Origin of the sequence: Maribacter litoralis, from assembly GCF_902506355.1 — a bacterium.
Taxonomy (GTDB): domain Bacteria; phylum Bacteroidota; class Bacteroidia; order Flavobacteriales; family Flavobacteriaceae; genus Maribacter; species Maribacter litoralis.
On record NZ_LR733271.1, the window covers coordinates 3,732,271 to 3,758,631 of the forward strand.

The window sequence follows — 26,361 nt, forward strand, 5'->3', positions numbered from 1 at the left end:
TTTTGGTAGTAATTCCAAATATAATAAGATTAGCCCCTACGCGTACTTGTTTTTACAACTTCTTTAACAAAATCACATGGTTTGCTCTTCCTCTTCTTCGGTACTGATAAATTCACCTTGTTGATATGTGGATATTAATATGACGCCTTTTTGTAAAACCAAGTTATTTGGATAAGTAAGAATTTCGCCATTGCTTCTTCGTAAATGAAGGTGAAAAGCCCTAATGTCCTCTATTACAAATTTGTCTAAATCACTATTGTCAGGGTCAAGTAATTCCTTATCTAAAATTCGAATGGTATTCCCGATTTTAAATGGGAATGAGAAAAAGATGATAACACCTGCGGTAATATTACTTAAAATGGACCATTGTGCAAAAAGCGCTACACCAATAACCGCAAAAACAGAAGAGAGCATTACACCTAAATCTTGGTAGTTTACACTCCAAACCAAGGTAAGTGCCACAATGGTTATAATTGTTAGACCAATGTTGATGAATTTAATGATCAAGTTGGTTCTTACAGGATTAAAATCACTGATTTTACTGACCTTTCTTACTGCTGTAGTGAAAAGGAATTTTAATATTAAGATAACTATAAAGACAATGAGACTATAAATAAGTTCATTGTAATGCTCATTGATAAACGCTTTCATATACTATAACCCTAAACTATCGCGCAAAGATAAATCCTTATTCGATTTTTGTTGCCAATAGGGTGTTGTAATCCTGTTAATTCTTGTTGCTTTTGAGGTTAGCACTTTTTTGTTATCACCAAATCCGTCATTAAAAGTATCTGTCCAGCTCTCTATGAGATATGGAAATTCGTTTCCAAAATTGATGTTCAGTGTACGTTCTAATTCAGGATAGTTAATTGAGTATGTGCTTATACTTTCAGCTTTGGTTAATGTCGTTATTGCTTTATAGGCTTTTAGCTCTTTGTGACTTAACCTAATATATTCTAACGAAGGAATCATGTGAATTTCTCCTGTTGGCAATTCGTTTGGAGAAATTCTTATTTTATTCCATATTTCATTTTCAAGAACAGCTTTTTCCAAGTGGTATTCTTGATCACCTTCCGATTCGAAATAAGAATGACTCGTAACTTCAAAATCATCTCTATTATTTAACTGCGCATAGACATGCCCGCACCATTCTTGTGAAGAAAAAGAAAGCTTTATAGCATGCTGATTGTCATGAACGGGATAAAAAGTACTGGTCATGATAGAGTAGGGGTAAATACCCGTGATGTAGTTTTTTGTGGAATTCAATTTTAATACCGGAATATTACTTTTATGATCGTTATCGGCCTTAACCTGTTGTTTTGGTAAAAAAGGTTCGGTAACATAAATCATTACGGCACTACCTTTTCTAATTTCACCATATCTAGCCTGTTCTAGTGTATAAGAGGTGATTTCTGCCGTGCCATTGTACCAATATTCTTTAAATTCTTCCGATAGTTGTTTTTTTGGTAATTCTACATTTTTTATGGTAGTTGCCATGGCTAATGTATCGCTATTGTTTTCCGGTGTTTCTTTGCAACTTGAAAAAATTAAAAGAATTCCGAGCATGTTGTTAACTGATGTTTTTAGATTTAATAGTCGTATACTTTTCATGACGATAGTTTATTTTATGTTATCAATTGTAATAAGGTATCATAAACTAGTTGTGTAGGCAAACCTACCACGCTAGTGTATGAGCCTTTAATTTCTTCAATCCCTATGAGTCCTATCCATTCTTGAATGCCGTATGCACCGGCTTTATCATATGGTTTATACTTATCAATATAATGACGAATTTCTGATGTAGATAAATTCTTGAACTTAACTTCGGTAATCGAGTGTTGTACAATTTGTCGTTCTATGGTTGTAAAACATACAGAGGAAATAACTTGGTGCCAGTCTCCCGATAGTTTCCTTAGCATTTCTTCAGCCTCTGCACTATCTATCGCTTTTGCAAGCGATTCATTTTTGTGCCATACCACGGTATCTGATGTAATGAGAATTTCTTTGGGTAGAAGTTCATCTTTAAAAGCACTTGCCTTTAATTTGGCTAAGTAATCGGAAATTTCAGCACCCTTTAAATTTGATGGATATACCTCTTCTACCGACTTTATGCGAACTTCGAAATCAAGTTCCATATCCTTAAAAAACTGATGTCTTCTAGGGGATCCCGAGGCTAATATTAAACGATGATTATTTAATTTGTCTCTTAGCATTTAATTAATCGTTTGTTGCGCTGAAATGACTGGTCCAATCTCCACGTACTTTTAAAACTTGTTCAATAACATCTCTAACACAACCATGGCCTCCATTTTTGTGTGATATGTACTTACTAACATTTTTAACTTCTGCAACGGCGTTTTGCGGACACGTAGGTAATGCAACTGCCTTCAATGGCGGTATATCTGGTATGTCATCGCCCATATATAATATATTTTCGGCTTCAATATGATATATATCCATATACTCGTCTAAAGCGTCCATTTTATAATGTGCGCCCATATAAATATCGGTAACACCTAGACCTCTAAGTCTTGTTCGTACCCCTTCATTGGTGCCTCCTGTAATTATACACACGTTATAACCTTTTTTTAAGGCAACCTTAAGAGCGTAACCGTCTTTTACACTCATTTGGCGTAATAATTCTCCTTCGCTGGTAATTAGAACGTTACCGTCTGTAAAAACACCATCGACATCAAAAATAAATGTAGTAATGTCCTTTAAATACTCTTTATAGCTCTTTTCCATGTTTTTCTTTTATTGCGTTGCTCAATAGGGTGTATAATTCCCTTTGGTGTTTGTCTTTTATAATTTGTAAATGATTATGTAATGTTTTTTGATCTCCACGTTTTGCTGGTCCCGTTTGTGCCTGTAACGGAGAAAGGTCTTCAAGTTTTGCGGCAGTTTCTGTAATTAATGGTTTTAATAAGTTGAAATCAATTTGATGTTCTTCGCAAATTTCTGCTCCCAAAGTGTATAGATAATTGGTGAAATTATTTACAAAAACAGCGGCTACATGTAATGTTTTCCGTTGGTCTGAATCTATCTCAACAACAGTTTTGCTTAAAGCATTGCCAAGCTTGTACAAAAGTTTAACATCCTTGTCATCGTTAGCTTCAATGCATATGGGTATGTTGTTAAAAGATACTATTTTTCCTTTAGTAAATGTCTGCAAAGGGTAAAATATGCCTGGTCGTTTTAAGCTACTTAAGACTTCAACAGGCGTAGCGCCAGAAGTATGTACTACGAGTCCTTCTTTGTTCTTGAAATGTTCGGCCACTATGCCAATCGCATCATCGGAAATTGCCAATATGTATATGTCCGCTGTTGGTATTTTGGTAAAATCGGTATTTACCAACTTATCGTTCTTTACGAATTGTAAATGGGTTTTGTTTCTACCAAGTACTTGTTTGATATTAACGCCAACGGTTTGTTGCAATGCATGAAAAAGATTTTGCGCTACATTACCGGAGCCAACTATTATTACGGATATCATGACGCAAAAGTACAAAGTTTATAATAGTCTTGTTGTATTAAAATTAACAGTTTCAATGATGTTTTAAAGCGATAAAAGTCATTCGTAAATGGTCAAAAGACCTTATTTTTGCATCTTGAAAATCAACTCCTATCTTCCATGACGGAAATGTTCAAGAAAATATTCTTCTCTACACGCTTAATGTCTATTTTGTTTATTGTTTTTGCCACTGCAATGGCATTTGGCACCTTCATTGAAAGTTGGTACAGCACAGAAACCGCTAGAATTTGGATTTATAATGCTTGGTGGTTCGAACTTATAATGGTGTTCTTTGTTATCAATTTTATTGGTAATATTTCACGTTATCGATTATTACGTTTAGAGAAATGGCCTGTTTTAATTTTACATTTATCATGGGTTTTAATTATTATTGGTGCCTTTGTTACCCGTTATATCAGTTTTGAAGGAATGATGCCCATACGTGAGGGTAATACCGAAAATGTGTTTTATTCGGACAAGACTTATTTAACGGTTTATGTTGATGGCGAAATAAATGGTGAGGCTAGAAGAAAAATTCTTGAAGACGATTTAATTGTTACTCCAGAAGCCATAAAATCTAACCTGCCATGGAAAGCCGACTTTAATGGTGAGGAATTTGAAATTTCATATGTTGATTTTATTAAGGGAGCTAAACAAGGATTGTTACCCGACTCAAATGGCACAAAATTTCTGAAAATTGTAGAAGCCGGTGATGGTGACCGTCACGACCATTATTTAGAAGATGGTAAAGTCGCAAGTATTCATAATGTACTGTTTGCCTTGAATAATAAGACAGATGGTGCAATAAATATTATGACCACAGATTCTGTGTATCAGATTCATGCACCTTTTGATGGTAATTTTATGCGAATGGCGGATCAATTTCAAGGGGTGTTGGTTAAAGATAGTGTTCAACCATTACAATTACGTTCACTATATAATACCGCTGGTATGCAATTTGTAATTCCTGATTCTATAACGCAAGGATCATATGGAATTGTGGAAATACCGGTAGCCGAAAAAACCAAAATGGATCAAGATGCCATTGTTTTTGATGTTTCAGCTAATGGTGAAACCAAACAGATTAAGTTGTTAGGTAGTAAAGGACCGTCGGATTTTAGTGATAAGGTAACAGTTGGCGGACTCAATTTTTCTATTAGATATGGTTCTAAAGTGCATGAGTTGCCATTTGGGATTAAATTGAACGATTTTATAGCAGAAAAGTATCCTGGTACAGATAAAGGTTACGCATCTTTTATGAGTAGGGTAACCATTGAAGATGAAAGACCTTTTGATTATGATATATTTATGAACCATGTATTAGACCACGAGGGTTATCGTTTTTTTCAATCAAGTTTTGATCCCGATGAAAAAGGAACCGTATTATCTGTCAACCATGATTTTTGGGGTACTTGGATAACTTATATAGGGTACTTTCTATTATATATTGGTTTAATGGGAATTATGTTCTTTGGTAAAACTCGTTTTCAAGATTTAGCAGATTCTTTAGATAAGCTAAAAGTGAAAAAGAAAAAAATGTTCGGTGTTATAACACTGTTAATGGCATTCTCGTTCTCAACTTTTGCACAAGAACAGCATACCCCAGAAGATGGGCATCAACAAGCATCAAGTAAAGCACAAATAGATTCTTTACTAGAAGCCAGTATGGTGAGCAAAGAACATGCCGACAAGTTTGGTAAACTGGTCATACAGGATGAAGGAGGCCGTATGAAGCCTATCAATACATTTTCATCAGAATTGCTTCGTAAATTGAGTTTGAAAGATAATTATATGGGCTATACTTCAGACCAAATATTACTTTCAATGATGATGAATCCGGCGGTTTGGTATAATACTGAATTTATTGCCCTAGATAAAAAATCGCAGAATGATAGTATTAGGAAAATTATAGGAATCCCTTCTGGTCAGAAATACGTTAAGGCTACAGATTTCTTTGATAAAAAAGGACAGTATAAACTAGAACCTTTTTTACGTGAGGCAACAGCAACAAATAACCCTAATAAATTTCAGCAAGATTTTAAAGATGCCAATATTAGGTTAAGCTTGTTGAACCAAGCGTTGGGTCAAGATATTGTTAAGATATTTCCATTGTTAGATGATGAGAACAACAAATGGATATCTGCTGTTGAATATAGGGGAGGGCAATATGAAATTAGGGATTCATTATACTCCAATTTCGTAAAAAATGCCATGCCGTATTATTTAATGACTTTGGGCAAAGCGCAACAAAGTGGTGACTATAGCTCTGCCGACAAGTTATTGGCTGCATTTCACCAAAATCAACTTAATCATGGTGACGAAGTTCTGCCTTCTCAGCAAAAAATAGATACAGAGGTAATCTATAATAAGCTCAATATTTTTAATAGGTTATATCAATATTATGCATTGGTTGGACTTTTAATGTTCTTTGTTTTGGTATTTCAAATTTTTAAAGACCGTTCCATTTGGAGAGTGGCTATCTACTTTTTCAAGGGTACAATAATGTTGCTGTTTCTTTGGCATACTGCGGGCTTAATATTACGTTGGTATATTTCTGGTCATGCACCTTGGAGTGATGCTTATGAAAGTATTCTTTATGTAGCTTGGGCTACTATGGGAATTGGTTGGGCCTTGGGCCGTAAAAGTGATATGACATTTGCTGCCTCTGCTTTCGTTACATCAATGTTGTTATGGATTGCACACCAAAGTTGGATTGATCCATCAATTGCTAATTTACAGCCAGTGTTGGATAGTTATTGGTTAATGATCCACGTGGCCGTTATCGTTGGTAGTTATGGCCCTTTAACCGTAGGTATGATCTTAGGCCTTGTTTCATTGATATTAATGATCTTAACGACCAAAAAGAATAAAGAACGTATGGCAATCAATATTAAAGAATTGACCATTATAAATGAACTGGCATTAACAACGGGGCTTGTAATGCTTACCATTGGTAACTTTTTAGGAGGACAATGGGCAAATGAAAGCTGGGGGCGATATTGGGGTTGGGACCCTAAAGAAACTTGGGCATTAATATCTATTATGATTTACGCATTTGTAATACATACGAGATTGGTGCCAGGTTTAAGAGGTAAATGGACTTTTAATTTTATGAGCGTCGTTGCTTTCGGTAGTATAATGATGACCTATTTTGGAGTTAATTTTTATTTGGTAGGTCTGCATAGTTATGCTAGTGGAGCACAAGTGATTACGCCTACATTTATATATTACTTGGTAGCAGGTGTATTTGTACTAGGCGCCATAAGTTTCTGGAGATACAAGGCAAACTTTAGCAAGTAAATATTTACTACATATAAAAAGGGCCTCTTAACTAATAGGAGGCCCTTTTTATCTTTAATCTTTAGCTAGTAAGTCCATCAATTCTTCAGCAGCGACTTTTCCTTTTTGTTTAAGAAAATCTCTAGGAGTGTTATCACCCAATTCAAATACAATGGCTGGCATACCATGGTTTACATAAAAGTAATTTCTAGATACCATTGTTGGTTTTATATCCTTAGACGGTTTTATATTGGTATGTTTCTGTGGTAGTCTATTGGTTATATTTTCAATCCAATCAAAAACGATTTCACCTTTTTCGCCTGTAATCGTTGAGTCTATAGGGTAGTAGATATCATCCCAAGTAGAATGGAAATCTGCACCAAAAACAAATTCATACCCTTCAGATTCCTTTTTTACCAAAAAGTCCCTAACACTTTGCGTTTCGGGTTGATTAAATTCTTGCCAATCTCTATTCAAGTCGATGCCTCCCATATTGTGTCTCCAATGGCCATTGTCTACACCATCAGGATTCATTAACGGAACTACGAACAAGTCATAGTTTTCTCTAAATTTTTGGGCCTTTGGTGAATCTCCACTCAAAGTTTCAATAAATGATTTCATGGCAAGAAACCCGGTAACCTCTGGTGGATGTTGTCTAGAAATGACCATAACGGCCTTTTTGTGTTGACCATTGCTGATCTCCATTAAATTCATTGATCTGTTTTCTCTACTTCTCCCAATTTCATACGTGGAAATAAATGGTTTGGCAGCCAAGGAGTCTATCCAAGCTTTAACTCTTGTTGAGCCATAAAGCTCTTGTGCTGTAATATATGTAGGTGTTTTGGTGGTTTTTACTTTGATTTCTACCATTTCCGGTACGGCTTTAATACCGAATGAACCCGTGCCTTCATTGATTCCTGTGAAATTTGCACTGTCTATTGGGGTAAAGTTTTCTCCGTCAGTACTAATTTTTGGGTAATACCTGCTGCGCGAATCTTTGTAAGTCATTTTGATGGTAATGGTCTTTGGTGTGTTTGACCAAACTTTAAACGCATACCATGGACTAACATTTATGGGGGTATTCTCGGCTGTAATCAAGGCGGTGTAATGATTATTTCCGTCAGAGGTAATTCCGTTGAGTCTTCCTCCCTCAAAATCATTGCTAAAGAATATAGATTCATTATCAAAGCTCCATATGCCTTTCCATTGCTTCTGTACCGGTTTTGATAGTGTACTAACAACGGCACTTTTACCTTGACCTTGATAACCTTTGGCTACAGGTTTTTGATTTTTACAGGATAAAATTAGCATGATGAGTGCAACAGTAAATATTGATTTTTTCATAATTAATAAGTATTCATATAATACAACCTACCCTTGGTGATGGTTATTTAACATTAATCGTTATAAATCTATCAACAAAAATTAAAAGGCTCTGCTTAATGAGCACTTTCATTCCAACTATTCCTTAATTCTTAAAACAAACATCTTTCTTTTGAAGTTTTAATGGTTATCTGCTTTTAAAAGAATTTTACAACAAGAATTAGTTGTGTTATTTTTCTTTTAGGAGTTAAGCAAATGCATATGTTCCGGTTGGATTACATTCTATTTCCTTACCTTTATTCTTTATAATTTTTGCATATGAATTCGAATAAAAAAGGCTTAAACACTATCTGCACGCATGTAGGTGAATTAGAGGATAAACAGCATAAAGGGGCGGTTTCTCCATTATATATGAGTACATCATATGCTTACGAAGATGTAGATGTTAAACGTTACCCTAGATATTTTAATACGCCTAACCAAGAGGGACTTTGCAAAAAAGTAGCTGCATTGGAACATGCGGAATCAGCGCTGATTTTTGGTAGTGGAATGGCCGCGGTAAGTACTTCTTTGTTAGCATTTTTAAGTGCTGGTGATCATGTAGTACTACAACAAACATTATATGGAGGTACCTATAATTTAATTAATGAGGAATTTTCTAAATATGGTATTGAATATTCATTTACCACAGGCTGGAGTGCTGCTGATTTTGAAGCTGAAATAAAAGAGAACACAAAGGTTATTTATATCGAAACACCTTCAAATCCGTTATTGACCATTACAGATTTAGAGGCAATAGCAACGCTTGCCAAAAAACACAGCTTAATTAGCATGATCGATAATACATTTGCAAGTCCGGTGAATCAAAATCCTATTGATTTTGGTATCGATGTTGTTATTCATAGTGCTACCAAGTACATGGGCGGTCATTCAGATATTTGTGCGGGCGCCGTAGCTTCTACTACTGAGAATATGGAGCGAATTTTTCATTTGGCTAAAAACTTTGGAGGTAGCCTAAGTGATTATACCGTTTGGTTATTGGAGAGAAGTATAAAAACCATGGGTATTCGCGTAAAGGCACAAAATGAAAATGCCTTGGCCATGGCACATTATCTCAATGAGCTGGAAGACGTTGAGAAAGTGTATTACCCGGGTCTGCCAAGCCATAAGGATCATGATATAGCTAAAAAGCAAATGAAAGGTTTTGGAGGTATGTTATCTTTTGAATTGAATACAAATTTAGATGCTTCAAAATTTCAGAAGGCATTGCAATTGATAAAACCTTCTATGAGTTTGGCGGGCGTAGAAAGTACGGTTTTGTCGCCTACCCAAACATCTCACGCTTTAATGAGCGCAGAAGTAAGGGCTGAACAAGGTATTTCTGATGGATTAATTCGTTTTTCGTTAGGTATTGAAGAAATAGAAGACTTAAAGAACGATATTCAACAAGCATTGAATTCCATTAAGTAAATAGTAATTAGAAGTACAAAGTAAGAATAGCGTATGAAGTTGGATATTTTAGTTTTTGGCGCGCATCCAGATGATGCCGAACTTGGGGCGGGGGGCACCATTGCCAAAGAGATTGCATTAGGAAAAAAAGTAGGTATTATTGATTTAACACGTGGCGAATTGGGAACTAGAGGTTCTGCTGAAATACGTGACAAGGAATCTGCAGCTGCTGCAAAAATTTTAGGCGTTGCCGTACGTGAAAATTTAAGGTTTAGAGATGGTTTTTTTGTTAATGACGAAGCGCATCAAATAGAAATCATTAAAATGATACGTAAATACCGACCCAACACAGTTTTATGCAATGCAATCGACGATCGACATATTGATCATGGAAAGGGTAGTAAATTGGTTAGTGATGCTTGCTTTTTAAGTGGTTTAAGACGAATTGAAACTACAGTAGTAGGGGAGAAGCAACAAGAGTGGAGACCTAAACAAGTATATCATTATATACAGTGGAAAAATATTACTCCAGATTTTGTTGTAGATATTAGTGGGTATATAGAAGAAAAGACCGATGCTATTTTAGCATATGCTTCTCAATTTCATGATCCTAATAGTAATGAGCCAGAAACACCAATAAGTAGTAAAACTTTCATTCAAAGTGTTCACTATAGAGCTAAGGATTTAGGTAGATTGGTGGGTGTAGATTACGCTGAGGGCTTTACGGTAGAAAGATTAGTGGCCGTAGATTCGCTTGATAATTTAATTTAAGCGGACACTTTATATTGTTTTTGCGGTTGTTGTACCCTTGGGATGGTGAAGTAAAATGTTGAACCTTTGCCCATTGCACTGTGTACCCATATTTTACCGTTATTTTTTTCGACCATTTCTTTGCAAAGCGAAAGCCCGAGGCCGGTTCCTTTTTCATCATTTGTACCGTATGTGGTATGGTTAGAGTCTTTTTCAAATAATTTACTGATAATATCATCGCTCATACCCATGCCGTTATCTTTTACATATATCTCGCATGTTTTGGCTTTTTGAATGGCACCTATTACAATTTGACCGTTGTTAGGGGTAAATTTTAGTGCGTTGCTCAGTAAATTTCTAATAATAATGTCAATTTGATTTGGGTCTGACCAAATTTGACAATTAGGTTCGATTCTATTGATTATGGCGATAGATTTAGACTCTGCTATTTCAGATAATAAGGCTACATTTTCCTCTACAATGCTATCTAACTGTGTGGTGGAATGTTTGGTTATTGAACCGTTCATTTGTGTTTGTCCCCAAGATAATAGGTTGTTCAGGGTAAAAGAGATCGTATCAATATCTACTTTGAGTTTAGGAACAAAGTTTAAGAACTCATCCTTGGTCATTTCACCCTCTTTAAATAGTTTTAGAAGGCCTTGAAATGCACCGATCGGTCCTCTTAAATCGTGTCCAATAATGGAAAACAACTTGTTTTTGGTTTGATTTAGTTCGTTTAGATATGCTTGTTTTTCCTCTAAATCGGTTTTTTTATTTCTTAGTTCTAAATTTAGTTTTTTCTGCTGTTGCTCATTTCTATGAATAATAAACATGATTATGGCAAAAATGATTAGAACAATTATGGCTACGTAAATGAATACTTTTTGTTTTGCCAAGGCTTTTTCATTGTCTATGATCAACTGTTGTTTTTGTTGATCGTATTCCATTTTTGTTTTAAGCATGTTCAATGCTTTTTCATTTCCTGTTTGGGTCAATGATTCATATGTTACCTGATAGATTTCATGATACCATAATGACTTTTCAAAATCTTTCTTTTTCTTATGTAATTTAGAAAGTTTGTATGCGCTGGTTTTTATTCCACTTCTTAGTCCTAACTTTTTAGAAAGATTATAGGCGTTTAATGCATATACTTCAGCTATACTATCTTTATTTTGGTTCATATATGCCTCGGCCATACCGTTTAGCAGGTCTATTTTGCCTCGATCATCTTCTATTTCTTTATGTAGTAACTCACTTTGTTTGTACCAATAAAGTGCCCAAGTATTCTTATTCTTTTTTAAGTAAATTTTGCCTTTAACTTCATAACAGTAAGCAAGCCATTCTAAAATCTTTTCTTTTTCAAAAGTTGAAATACTAATGTTTATATTATACATAGCATATTCCAGCTCATTCATATCGGCATATGTAGAAGCAATGTTACTTAAGGTTTCTGCCATAAAAACCGGATTGCCGACCTCTTCGTGAATAGCTTTTGATTTTTGTAAAAATACCATTGCTTGTTCATAATCTTTCTGTTCAAGATATAAGTGGGCAATATTGTCATTTACAATGGAGATGGAATTTTTATCATTATTTTTTTCGGCAATTTCAATGGTTGCCAGATAAAATTTTAAAGCTTTAGAATAATCACCTTTATAACCATATTCTTTTGCTAGGTCATTTAAGGTTCTAATCATTAAAACAGGGCTATTACTATTTTTAGAAAGCTCATAAGCTTTTTCAAAGTAAGATATGGCTTGGTCTATTTTACCTTTATTGGAATAGTATATTCCTATATTATGTAATGAACTTATTTCACCGTTTAAATAGCTAGCTTTTCTACTTAGTTCAAGACCTTGTTTACTTATAATAATCAGACTATCTAAATTGTGAAAACGGTATTCAGCTCCAAGATTGACTAAATTGTGAATATAGAGGGTGTCTTTAGGGTTAAAGACTTTAGATTTTTTAAATGCAGCTATATTTTGAAGTAGAGTATCTTTTTTCGTGCTTTGAGCTTGAGAATAGTGAGCAGTAATACAGGAAATTAGGAATACACAAAACCAACCCTTTAACAGGTTGTAATTGAATATGGTCTTAGATTTTCTAAAATTCATAGTTATCCCTATAACTTGGTTTAAAATTAAGTTAGAAGCTTACGGATTTAGAAAAAATGTTGTGAAATGCGATTTATTGTGTGTTTTAACGTTGTAAAGGTGTAGTTCGTCGATGATTTTGAAGTGTAGGCGTAAAATATCATCCTATTTCAAAAGAATGAATTCATTGTTTGTAATCACTAAAAAATGGAAGGGAATAAAAAATTTATTATTTGATGTCAATGGGGAGTTCCACAATGAACTGACTCCCCTTGTTAGGTTGACTTTTTACAGATATTTCACCACTGTTATTAATGACCATTGCTTTTACAAGTCTAAGTCCTAAACCGGTTCCTTTTTCTAAATTGGTACCGTAATTGGAGAAGTTTTCAGAAGAGCTGAAAAGCTTTTGTACATCTGCTTCGGTCATTCCAACACCGGTATCTGTAACTTCAATGACCAAGTTTTTATTTTTTATTTTAGTGGATATGGTAATTATCCCGTTGTTTGGGGTAAACTTAATAGCGTTATTAATTAAGTTCCTAAAAATAATATTGAACTGTTGCAAATCGGCAAAGACTTTATGATTGCCTGCAACCTGATTGTTTACTGTAATATGCTTTTTGTTGATCTCGTTTCGGTATAATTGTAGAATTACATCTAACTCATCTTTTACCGAAATACTCTTAATATTAACAGTACTTCCTTGCATCTGGGTTTTTCCCCAATGTAAAAGGTTGTCCATCGTAAATTGAACTTGTTCTATATCTTCTTTTAACTGAGGAGCAAATTTTTCAAAATATTCTTTTCCTTCTGAATCTTCTAGATATAGCCCCAATATTTCATTTAATGAAATAATTGGGCTTCTTAAATCATGACCTACTATAGAGAATAACCGATCTTGATTATTATTTATTAATGTTAGTGCTTTTTGGTTTTCGCTTAATATTTTCGCTTGATTGGCTAATTTTTTATTTAGCACTTTTTCTCTTCTATTGGCATACAGAATTATAAATACTATTATGGTTAAGGTTAATAAAGCTGCTAATGCCCATTTAATGTACTTACGCTGTTGGCTAAGCGCCAATTCGTTCTGTGCTTTAAGATTTTCAGCTTCTTTTTCAAAATTTAACTTTGCATTGAGCATCGTTAAATTTCGTCTGTTCTTTTTCTTGAAATTATCGTTGGAAAGCTTTTCGGTCAATTCAAGATACTTTAATGACTCCGCAGTTTTATTCTGCGCTTTTTTAATTTCATATAAAGTCCTGTAAGCTTGTTCTAAACCTGCTTCATAATTAGAAGATTTATAGAGTTCAAGACTTTTAAGAATGCTTTCCTCTGATTTAGCTAAATCATTTAAACCTAGATAAGCTCTTGCCAAACCAAATTTCATGTCGGCATTGGTTTTTACATCATTAAAATTACTATGCATGTCTAGTGACTTCTGGTAATTTAGCACTGCATTCTTATAATCGTTTAATTTTAAATGATATAATCCTAGAGTAGAATAGGTCCAAGCTAACCAAGTGGTGTTATTAATGGTTTCATATAACTTAAATGCTGCATTTAGATTAGCTTTTGCATCTTCAAGATTGTCTAATTTTATGTTTAGATAGGCCATGTTACTTAACATCATCGCCTCTTTGGTAGGGTCATTTAATTTCTTTACCAATTTAAAGGCTGCCGCGTAATATTTTAAAGCCTCGTCAGAATCTTCTAGGCGACTAAAAATAGTGCCCAAATTCATGTTCATTCGAAATAAATGAAATTGATCGTTGGTTTTTTCAGCAATGGAAAGGGCATGTAAAAACTGTGTGTATGTTGACGGATAATCGTTTTTAAAAAAATAGGCTTGACCAAGAACATTATAAACCTTCATTTCCGTTTTTGGAAAATTCTTTAAATCCGTATTTTCAATTGTCCTTAAGCAAAAGTCAATTGATTTGTCGGTTTCACCGGTATATAGGTATAAGGAAGCAAAATTCGCCAAAGCTTCAAGTTCCCCATGAGTGTAGTTGTTTTTAATACTTAATTCAAGTGCTCGTTCTGAGTTTACAAGCATTGAATCTTGTGCGATTAATCTTTGGTAGTAAGATAACTGATTTAAATTGTCTATAAATTCAAAATTATTTTCAGAAAAATTGGGTTGTTCTACTAATTTTGAAATTTTTGCTTGAAAAAACTTAACACTATCTATTTGAGAAAACGAGAAAAAACAATTGAAAATAACTAATGCGAAGAGTAAATAATTGCGTTTATAATTTGATATAGAATGCATTAGGTAGGCGGTATATGTCAAGTAGGTTGTTATATTCTAAACTTAAAGTTAAAAAGAAATAAATTAAACGTTTCTTAAAATTAAATATTTCTTCAAAATTCAATTATTATTTGTCAGAATTGCATAAAAAAATTATCTTCGCACTCGCTTACAAATGGTGGTTGTAGCTCAGCTGGTTAGAGCATCGGTTTGTGGTACCGAGGGTCGCCGGTTCGAACCCGGTCTTCCACCCTAAAGCAGATAAAAAGTCTTGGATATACGTCCAGGGCTTTTTTGTTTTAACACTGCTAATAATCAGTATTTTATCAATAAAAAAAGCCTAATAATTACTATTAGGCTTTTACATTTAAATTTTTAAAAGGTTAATCTACCTTCAATTTTTGATCTCTATTGGCTATTTCCCAAGCTGTGTAAAAAATTAATCTACTTCTGTTCTCCAATAAATCATAATTTATTTTATCGGGAGTATCACTTGGTTTATGATAATCATCATGCGTTCCATTAAAATAAAATATAATTGGAATATTGTTTTTTGCAAAGTTATAGTGGTCACTTCTATAGTAAAAACGATTAGGGTCGTTTTCATCATTGTAAGTATAGTCCAATTCGATATTCATGTACTTTTTATTTACTTCTTCAGATAAATTGTGTAATTCAATACTAAGCTTGTCCGAACCTATTAAGTAAATATAATTACGGTCACCCTCTCTTTTAGGATCAATTCTACCGATCATGTCAATGTTTAAATTGGCTACGGTGTTCTCTAAGGGTACTATTGGGTCTACATCCGTATAATACTGAGATCCTAATAATCCTTTTTCTTCTCCTGTAACATGTAAAAATACAATAGACCTTTTTGGACCATTACCGGCATCGGCAGCTTTTTTAAATGCTTCGGCGATTTCAAGTAAGGCAACACTACCAGATCCATCATCATCGGCTCCATTATTGATTTCACCATCGCCGGTTATACCAATATGGTCTAGGTGCGAAGATATTACCAAATATTCATTCGGTTTTTCAGAACCCTTAATCATTGCTACAACATTTTCTGAGGAAACTTTATCGTTGGCACTTTCAAAATTTAGTTTTAATTCTTTATTAAGAACCTTCGAATCATTATCAGTTTCAATAGTTGGTAAAATGTTTACGGCAAGCGTTTGGTCTATGAACAGATTGTAGAATTCAGGTGCATTTTTATCTACTACCTCCATTCTGCCACTATTGTTCTGCTTCATATATTCAAACCTGCGCTTAAAACGACTATAATTGGCGTCGTCATAATACAAAACTCCTTTAGCTCCTTTGTCCACGGCAATTTCAATTCGCTTTGTCAATGACTCAGACATGTTGCTCCAAATAGACTTTTCCGTTGTGCCAGAAATTACGTAGGTTCCGTCAGCCTTTATAGGTTCACCAGATTTTAATAATACTATTTTGTCGGTCACATCGATGTTGTTGTAACTAGAGTAGTCACTATCTTCAATACCGTAACCTATATAAACAATTTCATCAACAGAGGTGTCTGCAGATGAAAAAGTAAGTACATGTTCTCCAATAGGAAAGTCTGTTCCGTTGACACTTAATTTTCCGATAGGCAGTTTACTGACTTCTAAAGGTACTTCTTGAAAATAATTGCCATCCTCTTTTGCTGCAGGTATCCCTAATTTTTCATATTCGGCCTTTAAATAAGCTATTGCTTTTTTCTGACCGGGTTGTCCTGTTTCCCTACCTTCAAACTCATCTGATGCATAGATATAGAGATGGTCTTTTAATTCAGATTCGGTAATTGTTTCAGCATAAGTAATTTCAGATGCAATTTCTGAAGTTTCGGGTGTACTCTCTTTAACGGTTTTTTGGGAGGAATTGCATGAAATGGCCGTAGCGACCAATAGGAATAGTGCTTTTTTCATTATATAGTTATCAAATTTCATCAAAAATAATCAATTCTTAAGTGGTTTCATTTGAAGCCTTGTAGATTTTAAAATGACTACATTGAAGTTTTATTAATCAAATTAATTCTTCAATGCTTCAGCAATAGCAGCTTCTACCAATGGTTCCATAACCTTATAGCCTTCAACGGTAGGGTGTACTTCATCTTTTGCATATTTCTTTGGAAGACCATTACGCTTGTCAACCATTTTAGAGAAATAGTCTAAGTAAACATGTCCGTGAGCAATGGCATATTCCTTGATCATTTTATTAAGCTCTATAATTTTACCGGAAGGCTCCAAACCAGGTTTCCATGGATAATCATACGCAGGCAGGGTAGAGGATAAAATTACTTTAATATCATTAGCATGTGCCATCTCTGCCATTCCCTTAATATTATCCATGATCATTTTTAAGGTTGAAGGTCCTGTATTACCTGCTATATCATTGGTGCCTGCAAGTATAGTTACCACTTTAGGTTTTAGGTCTATAACATCTTGTCTAAAACGTATCAACATTTGGGGCGTTGTTTGTCCGCTTATACCACGATTAATATATGGTTTACCTTCAAAAAATTCAGGTCGCTTGTTTAACCAACCGATTGTTATGGAATTCCCCATGAATACGACACGATTTTCATTTTTCGCAGGTAAATTGAGACTGTCATTTGCCTCTTTAAAATGGTTTAGATCAGCCCAATCTTGAGCGTTTGTTGAGTTTAATCCTAAAATAGATAGCATACATATTAAGATTATTGTACTTACTTTCTTCATTATAGTTGTTGTTTATGCTTGTTGAATGCGTGATTTCTCTTCGGGTGATAATGGTACACTATTAATTATATGCTCTTTATTTGGTCTTTGAGCAGCTAAATAAGCCAATAAACATACTGAAATGACCAATGGTAAGGCATTTGCTGTATTGTAATAAGCAAATAAGCCTATGAATGCCGGAACCTCGATAAGGGCATATTTGATATGTAACGCTGATTGATATTTTTTTAATTTCTCTTCTAGACGATTTTCTAATTTAATTTTAGAGGACATTTTTTTGAAAACCCATTGACTTCCAAAATACCCCAACATAGCAAAAATTGGTACCGTGTATAAAAATATACCTTGTCCTGTGGTACTGGTATTGAAAGAATTGATTTGAAAATACACCCAAACGGTAAAAATACTTAGACCGATTAATAAAAATAGGTGCATAATGGTAAGACTTTTTATAAAACTTTTTAATTCCATATGATATTTTAAAATCCTAAGATAATACAAAATTGACCCATGAAAAATATGGTTGGTTAATAGTTGTGTTTTTTATCACCAGAGCGTCTGTTGGTTTTTTTATCTTTGCGCAGTATGAAAAAGATCCTGGTTACTTCTCTTCTTATAATTTTAGCCCATAATTCTTACGGTCAAATAGAGCAGGATAAGGTTCTACATTATTTAGGAGGTAATCTATACGGTCTAGTTGGTGCAGGGGTAGCAAATGAAATTTCGGATGGTGATAGAACATGGACCTTTGTAGGTGCTGTAGGCGGTAGTTTGCTTATTGGTGTAGCAAAAGAGGCTATTGATCAAAACCAATATGGAGGATGGAGCAATGAAGATTTGCTGGCAACTGTTTTAGGTGGTGTTACCATTGGCGCTACCATTGATATTTTCAAAAAAAAGAAACAACGTAAAAGAGAGCAGCTGTTTAGGGATGCAATTAAGACGGCTGAATTTCGATATCAAAAAATAATCCCAATAGAAACAATGGAAATTAACTCATTGCTTGTATTGGGAATATCTACTACTGTTTTAGAAAAGTAAAAAACTATCTAATATTTTGCACTTTTTCCTGTTGCAATAGTACGTTTTATAAAATCGCGTATATCGCCGTTTGCGGTTTTTAAATCTTCTCTTCTTAAGTACATCATATGTCCTGAACGGTAGCCTTTAAAACTGAACCTATCTTTCATTCGGCCACTTGGATCTACTTGCCACATGGTATATTTTGCATTGAAATAGGTGGTTGCGCCATCATAATACCCAGATTGTACCAATACGTTTAAATATGGGTTTTGAGCCATGGCTTGTCTTAGATCATCTCTGGTATTATCATCGTCATTGTTCCAAGGGTGAACTGGCCCGAACATGTTATATTTAACATCGGTCTTAAAATTTAGTTCTTCTTGTAAATAATAATTGATTGCAGGGGTAAAACTATGTAGCCATGATGTCAATTCAGAATTATAGTCGGGTCTTGTACCGGCCAATTGCTTGTCTATACCTAAATATCTAGAATCTAAACGTCCTACGGTATGGCCACTTTTGTCCTTTAATAAGCTTTTCCAAAAGAAAGATGTAGGAACGGATAAGTTATGGTCAAGAATATCCTTTTTATTCAATCCTGAATAATAGGCCATTTTATCTGCAACGGCTTCTTTTTCGGCAGCATCCAAAAATCCTCCTTTTGCTAAGGCAGGTACTAAGTTATCAATGGTGTACGCTTCTGATTCCGGTAAAATTTCCAAAAGATCTTTGCTTTGTAATGCAGGTGGTAAAGCTTTATGATGCCATGCAGCGGCCGTGTAATAAGGCAAATTCATTGCTTCGGCAACCGGACCTGAATTTCGTATCACTTTATAGTCTGCCGGTGAAACCATTATTACGCCGTTTAGGTACATCCATTGTTGGTTTTGAAGAGCTAACGAAAGACCCATAACACGTGTTCCTCCATAACTTTCTCCAATAATATATTTGGGTGATCGCCATCTGTTTTTTCTGGTTACGAAGGTGTTCAACCATTCTGCCAAGTACTTAATATCTGCATTGATGCCAAAGAATTTATCCCTGTCTACCTCTTTTCCACTAGCTGGTATGGTTCTGCTATAACCGGTGTTTACGGGATTCACATAAACTATATCGGCAATGTCCAATACAGAATAGGGATTTTCACTTACACCATATGGTTGAATGGGGTAGCCTTCATCATCAATCTTTAAAACTTTTGGGCCTGTATATGCCAAATGCATCCAAACGGAACCAGATCCGGGTCCGCCATTAAAAGAGATCAATAAAGGTCTAGCAGTGCGGTCCTTAATATTGTTACGGGTATAATACGTGTAATGTAACGTAGCTATGGGTTTTGCATTCTCATCCCAGACGGGTTGTGTTCCGGTTTGGGCGGTATAGGAGAAGCTTGCGCCATTTATATTGGCATTATGCTGTGTGGTAATTACGGTATCTATGGGTAATTCCCTGGACTGACCAATGGCAACGGTGGCTGCCATACAAATTGTGAGTTGTAGAAGTTTTTTCATGGTTTGATAAGGTTCTGTTGTCAAACGAAAATAAGAATAATTGTGCGATTTTAATTACTGTTTTGATCGATTCGATTTTTAATATCAAATCGTTAATTAGGATAGTTTTAAAATAGAAATGTTCAATTTTTTTGATTGAAATTATAATGTTAATACTGTATGTTACACTATGGAGTTACATTATATTTTTTTAATTTTCTACATCATATAAATAACACTCATGAAGCAGCTTACAAGACGTTCATTTAATGGTTTGGCCGGTAAAGGTTTATTAGGTTCGGCGTTAATTGCTAACATGCCGTTGGCGAATGCCCTATCTACAAACAAAAACGATAAAAAGTTAGGTATAGCCTTGGTGGGTTTAGGGAGTTATAGTACGTATCAATTAGCTCCTTCCTTACAAGAAACAGCGCATTGTTATTTGGCAGGAATTGTAACAGGAACTAAAAGCAAAGAGGCTATATGGCAAGAGAAATATAATATACCAAAGAAGAACGTTTATAATTATGATAATTTCGACACTATCGCAGATAATGATAGTATAGATATCATATATGTAGTATTACCTAATAGTATGCATGCAGATTTTTGCATTCGTGCCGCAAAAGCCGGTAAGCATGTTATCTGCGAAAAACCGATGGCTATTAGTGTTGCGGAATGTGATGCCATTATAAATGCTTGTAACGAAAACAACGTTAAATTGGCAGTGGGCTATAGAATGCAAAGTGACCCATATACGAATGAGGTTAAAAAATATGTAAGGGAAAAAACTTTTGGTGATGTAAAGTTCGTTTCCTCCGATGCTGGTTATATATCTAAAGGTAACCCAGATCAATGGCGATTAGATAAGTCGCTTTCTGGTGGTGGTGCATTGATGAACATGGGTGTGTATTCAATTCAGACGAGTATATATGGAACTGGGCAAAATCCTATCGCTGTTTCTGCACAAGAGTTTAGTACAAGACCAGAGTATTTTAAAGATACCGACGAAACCATTACGGCTCAATTTAAATTTGCTAACGGAGCAGTTGCACATATGATGACATCGCACAATTCCAACGGTAATCGTTTAAAATGTCATTGCAGTAAAGGCTGGTTCGAACTTGATCCTGCACATAGCTACGGACCAATTAGCGGTACCACATCTAATGGTGATATCTTAAAATTTCCTCATAAAAAGCAGCAAGCACTACAGATGGACGATTTTGCAAAACATATTCTTATGGGGACCAAAAACGTAGCTCCGGGTGAAATGGGGAAAAGAGATATGATTATTGTTGAGGCTATTTATAAATCTATAGACGAAGGTGGTAAAGAGCAATTATTATCTTTGGGTAATATGGGCATTGTGTCTTAACATGTTTATTTTTAAATATTTAAGTTGCCAATTAAACTTTATTTCAAGTTTTGATCACCTCGATTTCAAGTTAAATTTACATGTTAACATTAACATAAAGTTTAGTTTATTCATTACTAATTTTTAGAATACGTTAACAAAAGGTTGTCTGTATAGTTTTGGAATTCATAACCTAAAAACTATATTGATAATGAAAAAATCGAAAAATTTACTATTTAAAGCCCTTTTCCTTTCTTGTTTAGGATTAGCTGTAATGAGCTGTGACGGAGAAGATGGTGTGGATGGTGCAGATGGTATTGACGGCGTTGATGGTGCTGACGGTGCCGATGGCGCTGACGGAGCCGATGGCGCTGACGGAGCCGATGGTGCCGATGGTGCGGACGGACAAGATTTCACTTTAGAAGAATCTATTCCATTAACAAGCTCTGTAACACCTAATGAGCTATTTGAATTAAAAGGTGCGTTTAGCGGTTCTGCTGAATTGAACATGATCATGTCTTCTGCAGATATTTTAGAATCTGATTCTACATTTGTATATGGTTCTTATATGGATGGCGCTGCACTTTACCCTGCTGAAAATGGTAACTATGCTTTGATCAACAATTTAGAAGCTGATTACTCAATCGCTAGAATTATGTTGAATTCAGAACTGCAACCTTTACAAGGAGATTACATTGTAAATTCTACTGCTACTGCTTTTACGGCTATGTGTTCTGGTTCTTCGATTACTGTTGAAGAGCATGGCTTTGGTCCGCTTTACCTATCTGGTGGAGAATGGGGCGGTAACGCTAAAGGGGTGTTTAAAGTAAATCCTTTTAGAGCTAAAGAAGATAGAGTAGAGGTAGAAAGACTTCCTGCGCTTGGAGAGTGGTCTACTGAGAATGCCGTTGTTATCGGTAAGGATGCTTATGCATCGCAAACTGTAATTTTTATGGGAGATGATCATAGTGACAACACATATCCACAAGCTCATTTTGGAATGTATGTAGGTCAAAGAGGTGATCTTTATGGTGGTAAACTATATGTTTTGAGAGGTACTAACCCTGTAGAATCTGCTCCTGGTGAAGGTGGTCAGTTATTTGAAATGGGTATGGCTCAAGATATTGAGTATGACGTAGAATGGGTAGAAGTTACCGAAAGAACCATAGACGAATTGAATCAAGAAGCTATTGACTTAGGTGCTATCGGTTTTCAAAGAATTGAAGATATAGATTGGAGAAGAGGTACCGCCGAAGCTCAAAGAGAAGTTTACTTTAATGCAACAGGAAGAATTCGTGGAGATAATCCAGATCTAAACTTAAGAGGTACAGGTTTTGGACGTGTTTACAAGCTTGTTCTTGATTCTGAAGACCCAACGGCACCTGCTAAATTAACTGTTGTTGTTGACGGTGATTTAGAAAACGGTAAAGGTGATGGTATGCATTCACCCGATAATATTTTAGTAACTGAAAACTATGCTTACGTTCAAGAAGATCCAAATGGTTATGCCGATTTGAATTCAGATATTACAGGTTTTGCTAAACTATGGCAATTGGATTTGAACACTGGTGATTTTGTTGAAGTTATGGAATGTGACCAAACGTATGCGGCAAGTGTTGGTATTGGTAATACCGATAGCATGTGGGAAATTACAGGTTTGATTGATGTAACTGATATTATCGGTGCTTCTGAGCCAACATTCATTGGTGGTGCTCAAGTTCATGGTTGGAATTATGGTACAACTCCTGAAACTGCAGTAAGAGCTGACGGACTTAAATTTGTAGATCCAACCGCTATTAGTGAAGGTAGTGCATCTTTAGAAGGTTCCGTTTTATTTACATTGACCGGTTTGCCTAGATAAGTGATATAATTATACCAAATTTAAAGGTTCCCTTAACTGGGAACCTTTTTCTATTCAAAATAATTTTTAAAAAATAACATGAGAGTATTGCATTATAAATGGATTTTTGTTGGGTTGGTAAGTTTTTTTCTTTCTTGTAAAAATCAAGAAACCAAACCGTTGTTGGCTATAAACACAGATGATCAATCAATGTTCAACGATGCTATTCGTGAACAATATTTTACAGCCCTTGATAGCACTGCCCATTATATGCAACAAATAGATACGCTGAATTCACTTTCAAAAAATCAGGAACTATTTTTAAAAAGCAGAAAATGGTATAAAAGAGTAGAACCAATGCTAATTGCATATGATTACGAGAATTATATTTCAATGAATGCGCCCAATTTGCTAAAAGTAGAAATTGATGACCATCAAGATATTAAAATCCTTAAACCGAAGAGTTTTCAAGTTTTAGAAGAGTTGTTATATGATGAAGAAGGTTTTTCAAATGAAGAATTAAATAGGGTATTGGAGTATTTAAAGATTAGAATTCCATTTGTTCGAAAAAATCATATACTCATCACTCAAAGAGATAGGCATCACCTAAAAATGATTCGCGATGCTATTGTAAATATCGCTACAAAAGGTATAACTGGGTTTGACTCGCCCAAGTTAGCTAACTCACTAAACGAAGCCATTTATAATTACGAAACCTTACAAAATGTATTAGCTATCTACAAAGATGCTTTTGCTGATAAAAAATTGTACAATCAATGGGAAGATGAAATTACTGCTACCATTAATGTACTTAAAAATGGAAATTTTGATGAATTTGACCGCTATTCTTTCATAAAATCTCACACTAATTATCAATTGGACTTAGTGGCTAAAACCGCGCAAGATTGGAATATTAAATTAAGTGAATCTCGTGCGTTAGATCCTAAAGTAACTAGTTTATTCGATAAAAATTTCTTTAATATGAAAATGTTCTCTACCCAAAGAGCACCAGATATTACTGAAGAAAGAATTGAGTTAGGAAGACAGCTGTTCAATGATAAAGATTTATCCGGCTCTGGTACCATAAGTTGTGCGACTTGCCATATTGCGGAAAAAGCATTTACTGACGGGCATAAAATAGCAAAAGGAATTAACGGACAAGATTTACAACGTAATTCTCCAACATTAACTTATGCAGTTTACCAACGTTCTTTGTTTTATGATGGTAGGGCAGATGGACTTGAAGATCAAATTGTTGGAGTTACCAATAATAAAAATGAGTTTCACATCGATTTGGAACAATTAGAAGAAAAAATTCAAGAAAAATCAGCATATAAAGTTCAATTTGATTCGCTTTACGATGGAAAAATAACCGATATGAACGTGCGTAATGCTATTGCGACATATATAAGAAGTTTAGCTCCGTTCGATTCTAAATTCGATAGAAACATGAACAATCTTGAAGAAACCATGACTACCGAAGAGATTACCGGTTTTAATCTTTTTATGGGTAAAGCTGCTTGTGCCACTTGTCATTTTCCGCCGGCTTTTAACGGTACCGTTCCACCAAAATATATGGAGAGCGAATTTGAAAATCTTGGAGTACCTAAAAACGCAAGTTTTGAGAATCCTGTTTTAGATGATGATTGGGGGCAGTATTACCCTTACGAAGTAGAGGAGAAGAAGCATTTCTTTAAAACATCAACGGTACGTAATGTTGATTTAACGGGACCATATATGCACAACGGGGTGTACAAAACATTAGAAGAAGTTGTTGAATTCTATAATGTTGGCGGTGGTCAAGGTATGGGCTTAGATGTACCTTACCAAACATTACCTCCAGATTCTTTACATCTAACTACTACAGAATCAAAGGCAATTATTGCTTTTATGAAAACACTGACCGATAAAAGATTTGAAAAAGAAGCCGTAAACTAGAATTTCTCGAACACACCTAAACCAAAGAGGGCAAAATCATATTTAACTGGATCCAATGGGTCCAGTTTTCTAAGGTTTTTATCTAGTTCAGCTAGTGCCTTTGCATCATTTTGTTTCCGCTTTAGTAATCCTAATTTTCTAGCTACATTGCCCGAATGAACGTCTAATGGACAAGATAATTTTGAGGCAGAAATATCTTTCCATATACCAAAATCTACATTGGTAGCGGCATCTCTAACCATCCAGCGTAAAAACATATTTATCCTTTTTGCTGCAGAACCTTTTAATGGATCTGAAACATGTTTTGTTGTACGTTGCTCATACGGTAATTCAAAAAATATTTTCTTGAATATGGAAATGGTGGGCTGTAGAGAATTTTTGTCTTGATGCGTTGTGAAAATACCTTCCAGTCCGTTGTGCTTCCTGTAAATGTTTTTTAGACTCCGTATAAAATACCTTAAATCTATCTCATTGAATGTTCTATGAACAAATCCCGATAAATTTTCTAAATCATCATCAGTATGGTTAAGAACAAAGTCATACGGACTCTGACCCATCTTTTCCATCAACTTATGAGAATTGTTTATGATACTTTTTCTATTTCCCCAAGCTATGGTAGCCGTTAAAAAACCACTGATTTCAATATCTTCTTTTTGTGTGAAAAGATGTGGTATTTGAATGGGGTCTGTTTCTAAAAATTCAGGATTGTTATATTCTACAACCTTTTCATCTAAAAATACTTTTAATTCACTTTTTGTCATTCAATAGAAATATCTAACAGTTGCATAACTAGTACGGGAACAACCAGAACCATATTATAAATGGCATGTAAAGCCATTGACCATATTAACCCAAATTTCACCCTTATGTATCCTAATAAAAAGCCTACGCTTATTTGAGGGGCTACCAATAACGGAGAGAACAACAACACCTGTGTAGACATTTCAAAATTACTGATATGCATAAAACCAAAGGCAATGGTGAACAGATAGAAAATAGGTTTAAAAAAATTAGAATCTTTAAAAAAGATAAGAGGACCCCTAAATAGCAATTCTTCAAAAAATGGTGCTACGATTACCGCTAGGAAGAAAATTAGTACGACAGAGTAACTGTCGAATAAATCATCCATAGCATGTTTGCCCATCTCAAGCTGCAATACACTTTCAAGAACTCCTGCTAACATTAATAACAGAATACTGGCGCATAATGCTATAATTAAAAGTTTGAAAAGTATCCGAAATTTTTGAGATATAGAACTATCGTTATCCTGCTCATAGACCGGTTGTTTTATAAATAAAAGTAGTTCTTGAAGCATCCGGGTT

21 protein-coding genes and 1 tRNA gene are annotated in these 26,361 nt (G+C 34.8%); 8 read left to right on the forward strand and 14 right to left on the reverse strand.

The features are described from left to right. Positions 1-72: 72 nt before the first annotated feature. Genes EXIGUO8A_RS15695 through EXIGUO8A_RS15715 form a run of 5 tightly spaced genes read right to left on the reverse strand, consistent with a single transcriptional unit; the run spans position 73 to position 3,493 of the window. Positions 73-651 carry a mechanosensitive ion channel domain-containing protein gene (locus EXIGUO8A_RS15695; protein ID WP_159303882.1) on the reverse strand — a complete coding sequence of 193 codons (579 nt, stop codon included), beginning with the start codon at positions 649-651 and terminating at the stop codon, positions 73-75. Between the two features lie 3 nt (positions 652-654). Beyond that, a complete protein-coding gene (locus EXIGUO8A_RS15700; RefSeq protein WP_159303883.1) occupies positions 655-1,611 on the reverse strand; it encodes a septum formation inhibitor Maf in 957 nt (318 codons plus the stop codon). A 14-nt stretch (positions 1,612-1,625) separates the two neighbouring features. Beyond that, complete coding sequence (locus EXIGUO8A_RS15705) at positions 1,626-2,213, reverse strand: Maf family nucleotide pyrophosphatase (RefSeq protein WP_159303884.1); 588 nt, start codon at positions 2,211-2,213, stop codon at positions 1,626-1,628. Positions 2,214-2,217: 4 nt separating this feature from the next. Continuing rightward, positions 2,218-2,745: a KdsC family phosphatase gene (locus EXIGUO8A_RS15710; RefSeq protein WP_116768885.1), complete on the reverse strand. Its 528-nt coding sequence runs from the start codon at positions 2,743-2,745 to the stop codon at positions 2,218-2,220. After that, complete coding sequence (locus EXIGUO8A_RS15715) at positions 2,729-3,493, reverse strand: Rossmann-like and DUF2520 domain-containing protein (RefSeq protein WP_159303885.1); 765 nt, start codon at positions 3,491-3,493, stop codon at positions 2,729-2,731. The genes EXIGUO8A_RS15710 and EXIGUO8A_RS15715 overlap by 17 nt, the downstream gene beginning before the upstream one ends. A 138-nt stretch (positions 3,494-3,631) precedes the next feature. Here EXIGUO8A_RS15715 and ccsA point away from each other — a divergent pair, with 138 nt between their 5' ends. Then, positions 3,632-6,811 carry a cytochrome c biogenesis protein CcsA gene (ccsA, locus tag EXIGUO8A_RS15720; RefSeq protein WP_159304508.1) on the forward strand — a complete coding sequence of 1,060 codons (3,180 nt, stop codon included), beginning with the start codon at positions 3,632-3,634 and terminating at the stop codon, positions 6,809-6,811. A gap of 54 nt (positions 6,812-6,865) precedes the next feature. Here ccsA and EXIGUO8A_RS15725 read toward each other — a convergent pair whose 3' ends face one another. Then, positions 6,866-8,134, reverse strand: a complete 1,269-nt coding sequence (locus EXIGUO8A_RS15725) for a M14 family metallopeptidase (RefSeq protein ID WP_159303886.1) — start codon at positions 8,132-8,134, stop codon at positions 6,866-6,868. A 297-nt stretch (positions 8,135-8,431) separates the two neighbouring features. Here EXIGUO8A_RS15725 and EXIGUO8A_RS15730 point away from each other — a divergent pair, with 297 nt between their 5' ends. Then, the gene (locus EXIGUO8A_RS15730; RefSeq protein ID WP_159303887.1) at positions 8,432-9,583 is read left to right on the forward strand and encodes a trans-sulfuration enzyme family protein; all 1,152 of its coding nucleotides are present in this window, start codon (positions 8,432-8,434) and stop codon (positions 9,581-9,583) included. Positions 9,584-9,616: 33 nt separating this feature from the next. Further along, positions 9,617-10,333: a bacillithiol biosynthesis deacetylase BshB1 gene (gene bshB1, locus EXIGUO8A_RS15735; RefSeq protein WP_159303888.1), complete on the forward strand. Its 717-nt coding sequence runs from the start codon at positions 9,617-9,619 to the stop codon at positions 10,331-10,333. On the opposite strand, the gene EXIGUO8A_RS15740 is transcribed toward bshB1, so the two are convergent. Both EXIGUO8A_RS15740 and EXIGUO8A_RS15745 read right to left on the reverse strand, forming a co-directional pair. Then, on the reverse strand, positions 10,330-12,429 hold the full coding sequence (locus EXIGUO8A_RS15740; protein WP_159303889.1) for a tetratricopeptide repeat-containing sensor histidine kinase: 2,100 nt from the start codon (positions 12,427-12,429) through the stop codon (positions 10,330-10,332). The genes bshB1 and EXIGUO8A_RS15740 overlap by 4 nt on opposite strands. Before the next feature lie 208 nt (positions 12,430-12,637). After that, positions 12,638-14,686 carry a tetratricopeptide repeat-containing sensor histidine kinase gene (locus EXIGUO8A_RS15745; protein WP_159303890.1) on the reverse strand — a complete coding sequence of 683 codons (2,049 nt, stop codon included), beginning with the start codon at positions 14,684-14,686 and terminating at the stop codon, positions 12,638-12,640. A gap of 156 nt (positions 14,687-14,842) precedes the next feature. On the opposite strand from EXIGUO8A_RS15745, the gene EXIGUO8A_RS15750 reads away from it, so the two are divergent. Next, positions 14,843-14,918: transfer RNA gene (locus EXIGUO8A_RS15750), tRNA-His, on the forward strand. A gap of 130 nt (positions 14,919-15,048) precedes the next feature. Here EXIGUO8A_RS15750 and EXIGUO8A_RS15755 read toward each other — a convergent pair. The 3 genes from EXIGUO8A_RS15755 to EXIGUO8A_RS15765 all read right to left on the reverse strand — a co-directional run bounded on the left by EXIGUO8A_RS15755 (position 15,049) and on the right by EXIGUO8A_RS15765 (position 17,862). Continuing rightward, positions 15,049-16,599, reverse strand: a complete 1,551-nt coding sequence (locus EXIGUO8A_RS15755; protein ID WP_159303891.1) for a M28 family metallopeptidase — start codon at positions 16,597-16,599, stop codon at positions 15,049-15,051. A 102-nt stretch (positions 16,600-16,701) separates the two neighbouring features. Continuing rightward, complete coding sequence (locus tag EXIGUO8A_RS15760; protein ID WP_159303892.1) at positions 16,702-17,391, reverse strand: SGNH/GDSL hydrolase family protein; 690 nt, start codon at positions 17,389-17,391, stop codon at positions 16,702-16,704. A gap of 12 nt (positions 17,392-17,403) precedes the next feature. Further along, positions 17,404-17,862, reverse strand: coding sequence for a hypothetical protein (locus EXIGUO8A_RS15765; RefSeq protein ID WP_159303893.1), 459 nt, complete (start codon positions 17,860-17,862; stop codon positions 17,404-17,406). A gap of 114 nt (positions 17,863-17,976) precedes the next feature. Here EXIGUO8A_RS15765 and EXIGUO8A_RS15770 point away from each other — a divergent pair, with 114 nt between their 5' ends. Then, positions 17,977-18,432: a hypothetical protein gene (locus EXIGUO8A_RS15770; protein WP_201304130.1), complete on the forward strand. Its 456-nt coding sequence runs from the start codon at positions 17,977-17,979 to the stop codon at positions 18,430-18,432. Positions 18,433-18,440: 8 nt separating this feature from the next. Here the strand turns inward: EXIGUO8A_RS15770 and EXIGUO8A_RS15775 are convergent, their stop codons facing one another. Continuing rightward, complete coding sequence (locus EXIGUO8A_RS15775; RefSeq protein ID WP_159303894.1) at positions 18,441-19,925, reverse strand: S10 family peptidase; 1,485 nt, start codon at positions 19,923-19,925, stop codon at positions 18,441-18,443. 220 nt (positions 19,926-20,145) lie between these two features. On the opposite strand from EXIGUO8A_RS15775, the gene EXIGUO8A_RS15780 reads away from it, so the two are divergent. The 3 genes from EXIGUO8A_RS15780 (at position 20,146) to EXIGUO8A_RS15790 (ending at position 25,039) form a co-directional block, all read left to right on the forward strand. Continuing rightward, complete coding sequence (locus EXIGUO8A_RS15780; protein WP_159303895.1) at positions 20,146-21,282, forward strand: Gfo/Idh/MocA family protein; 1,137 nt, start codon at positions 20,146-20,148, stop codon at positions 21,280-21,282. A gap of 190 nt (positions 21,283-21,472) precedes the next feature. Then, positions 21,473-23,122 (forward strand): alkaline phosphatase PhoX, encoded by a 1,650-nt coding sequence (locus EXIGUO8A_RS15785; RefSeq protein WP_159303896.1) that lies wholly within the window; start codon positions 21,473-21,475, stop codon positions 23,120-23,122. A gap of 78 nt (positions 23,123-23,200) precedes the next feature. After that, entirely contained in the window at positions 23,201-25,039 is a 1,839-nt protein-coding gene (locus EXIGUO8A_RS15790) for a cytochrome-c peroxidase (protein ID WP_159303897.1), read from the forward strand. Here EXIGUO8A_RS15790 and EXIGUO8A_RS15795 read toward each other — a convergent pair. Continuing rightward, positions 25,036-25,800, reverse strand: coding sequence for a TIGR02757 family protein (locus EXIGUO8A_RS15795; protein ID WP_159303898.1), 765 nt, complete (start codon positions 25,798-25,800; stop codon positions 25,036-25,038). The genes EXIGUO8A_RS15790 and EXIGUO8A_RS15795 overlap by 4 nt on opposite strands. After that, the gene (locus EXIGUO8A_RS15800) at positions 25,797-26,354 is read right to left on the reverse strand and encodes a CPBP family intramembrane glutamic endopeptidase (protein ID WP_159303899.1); all 558 of its coding nucleotides are present in this window, start codon (positions 26,352-26,354) and stop codon (positions 25,797-25,799) included. The genes EXIGUO8A_RS15795 and EXIGUO8A_RS15800 overlap by 4 nt, the downstream gene beginning before the upstream one ends. Positions 26,355-26,361: the final 7 nt, after the last annotated feature.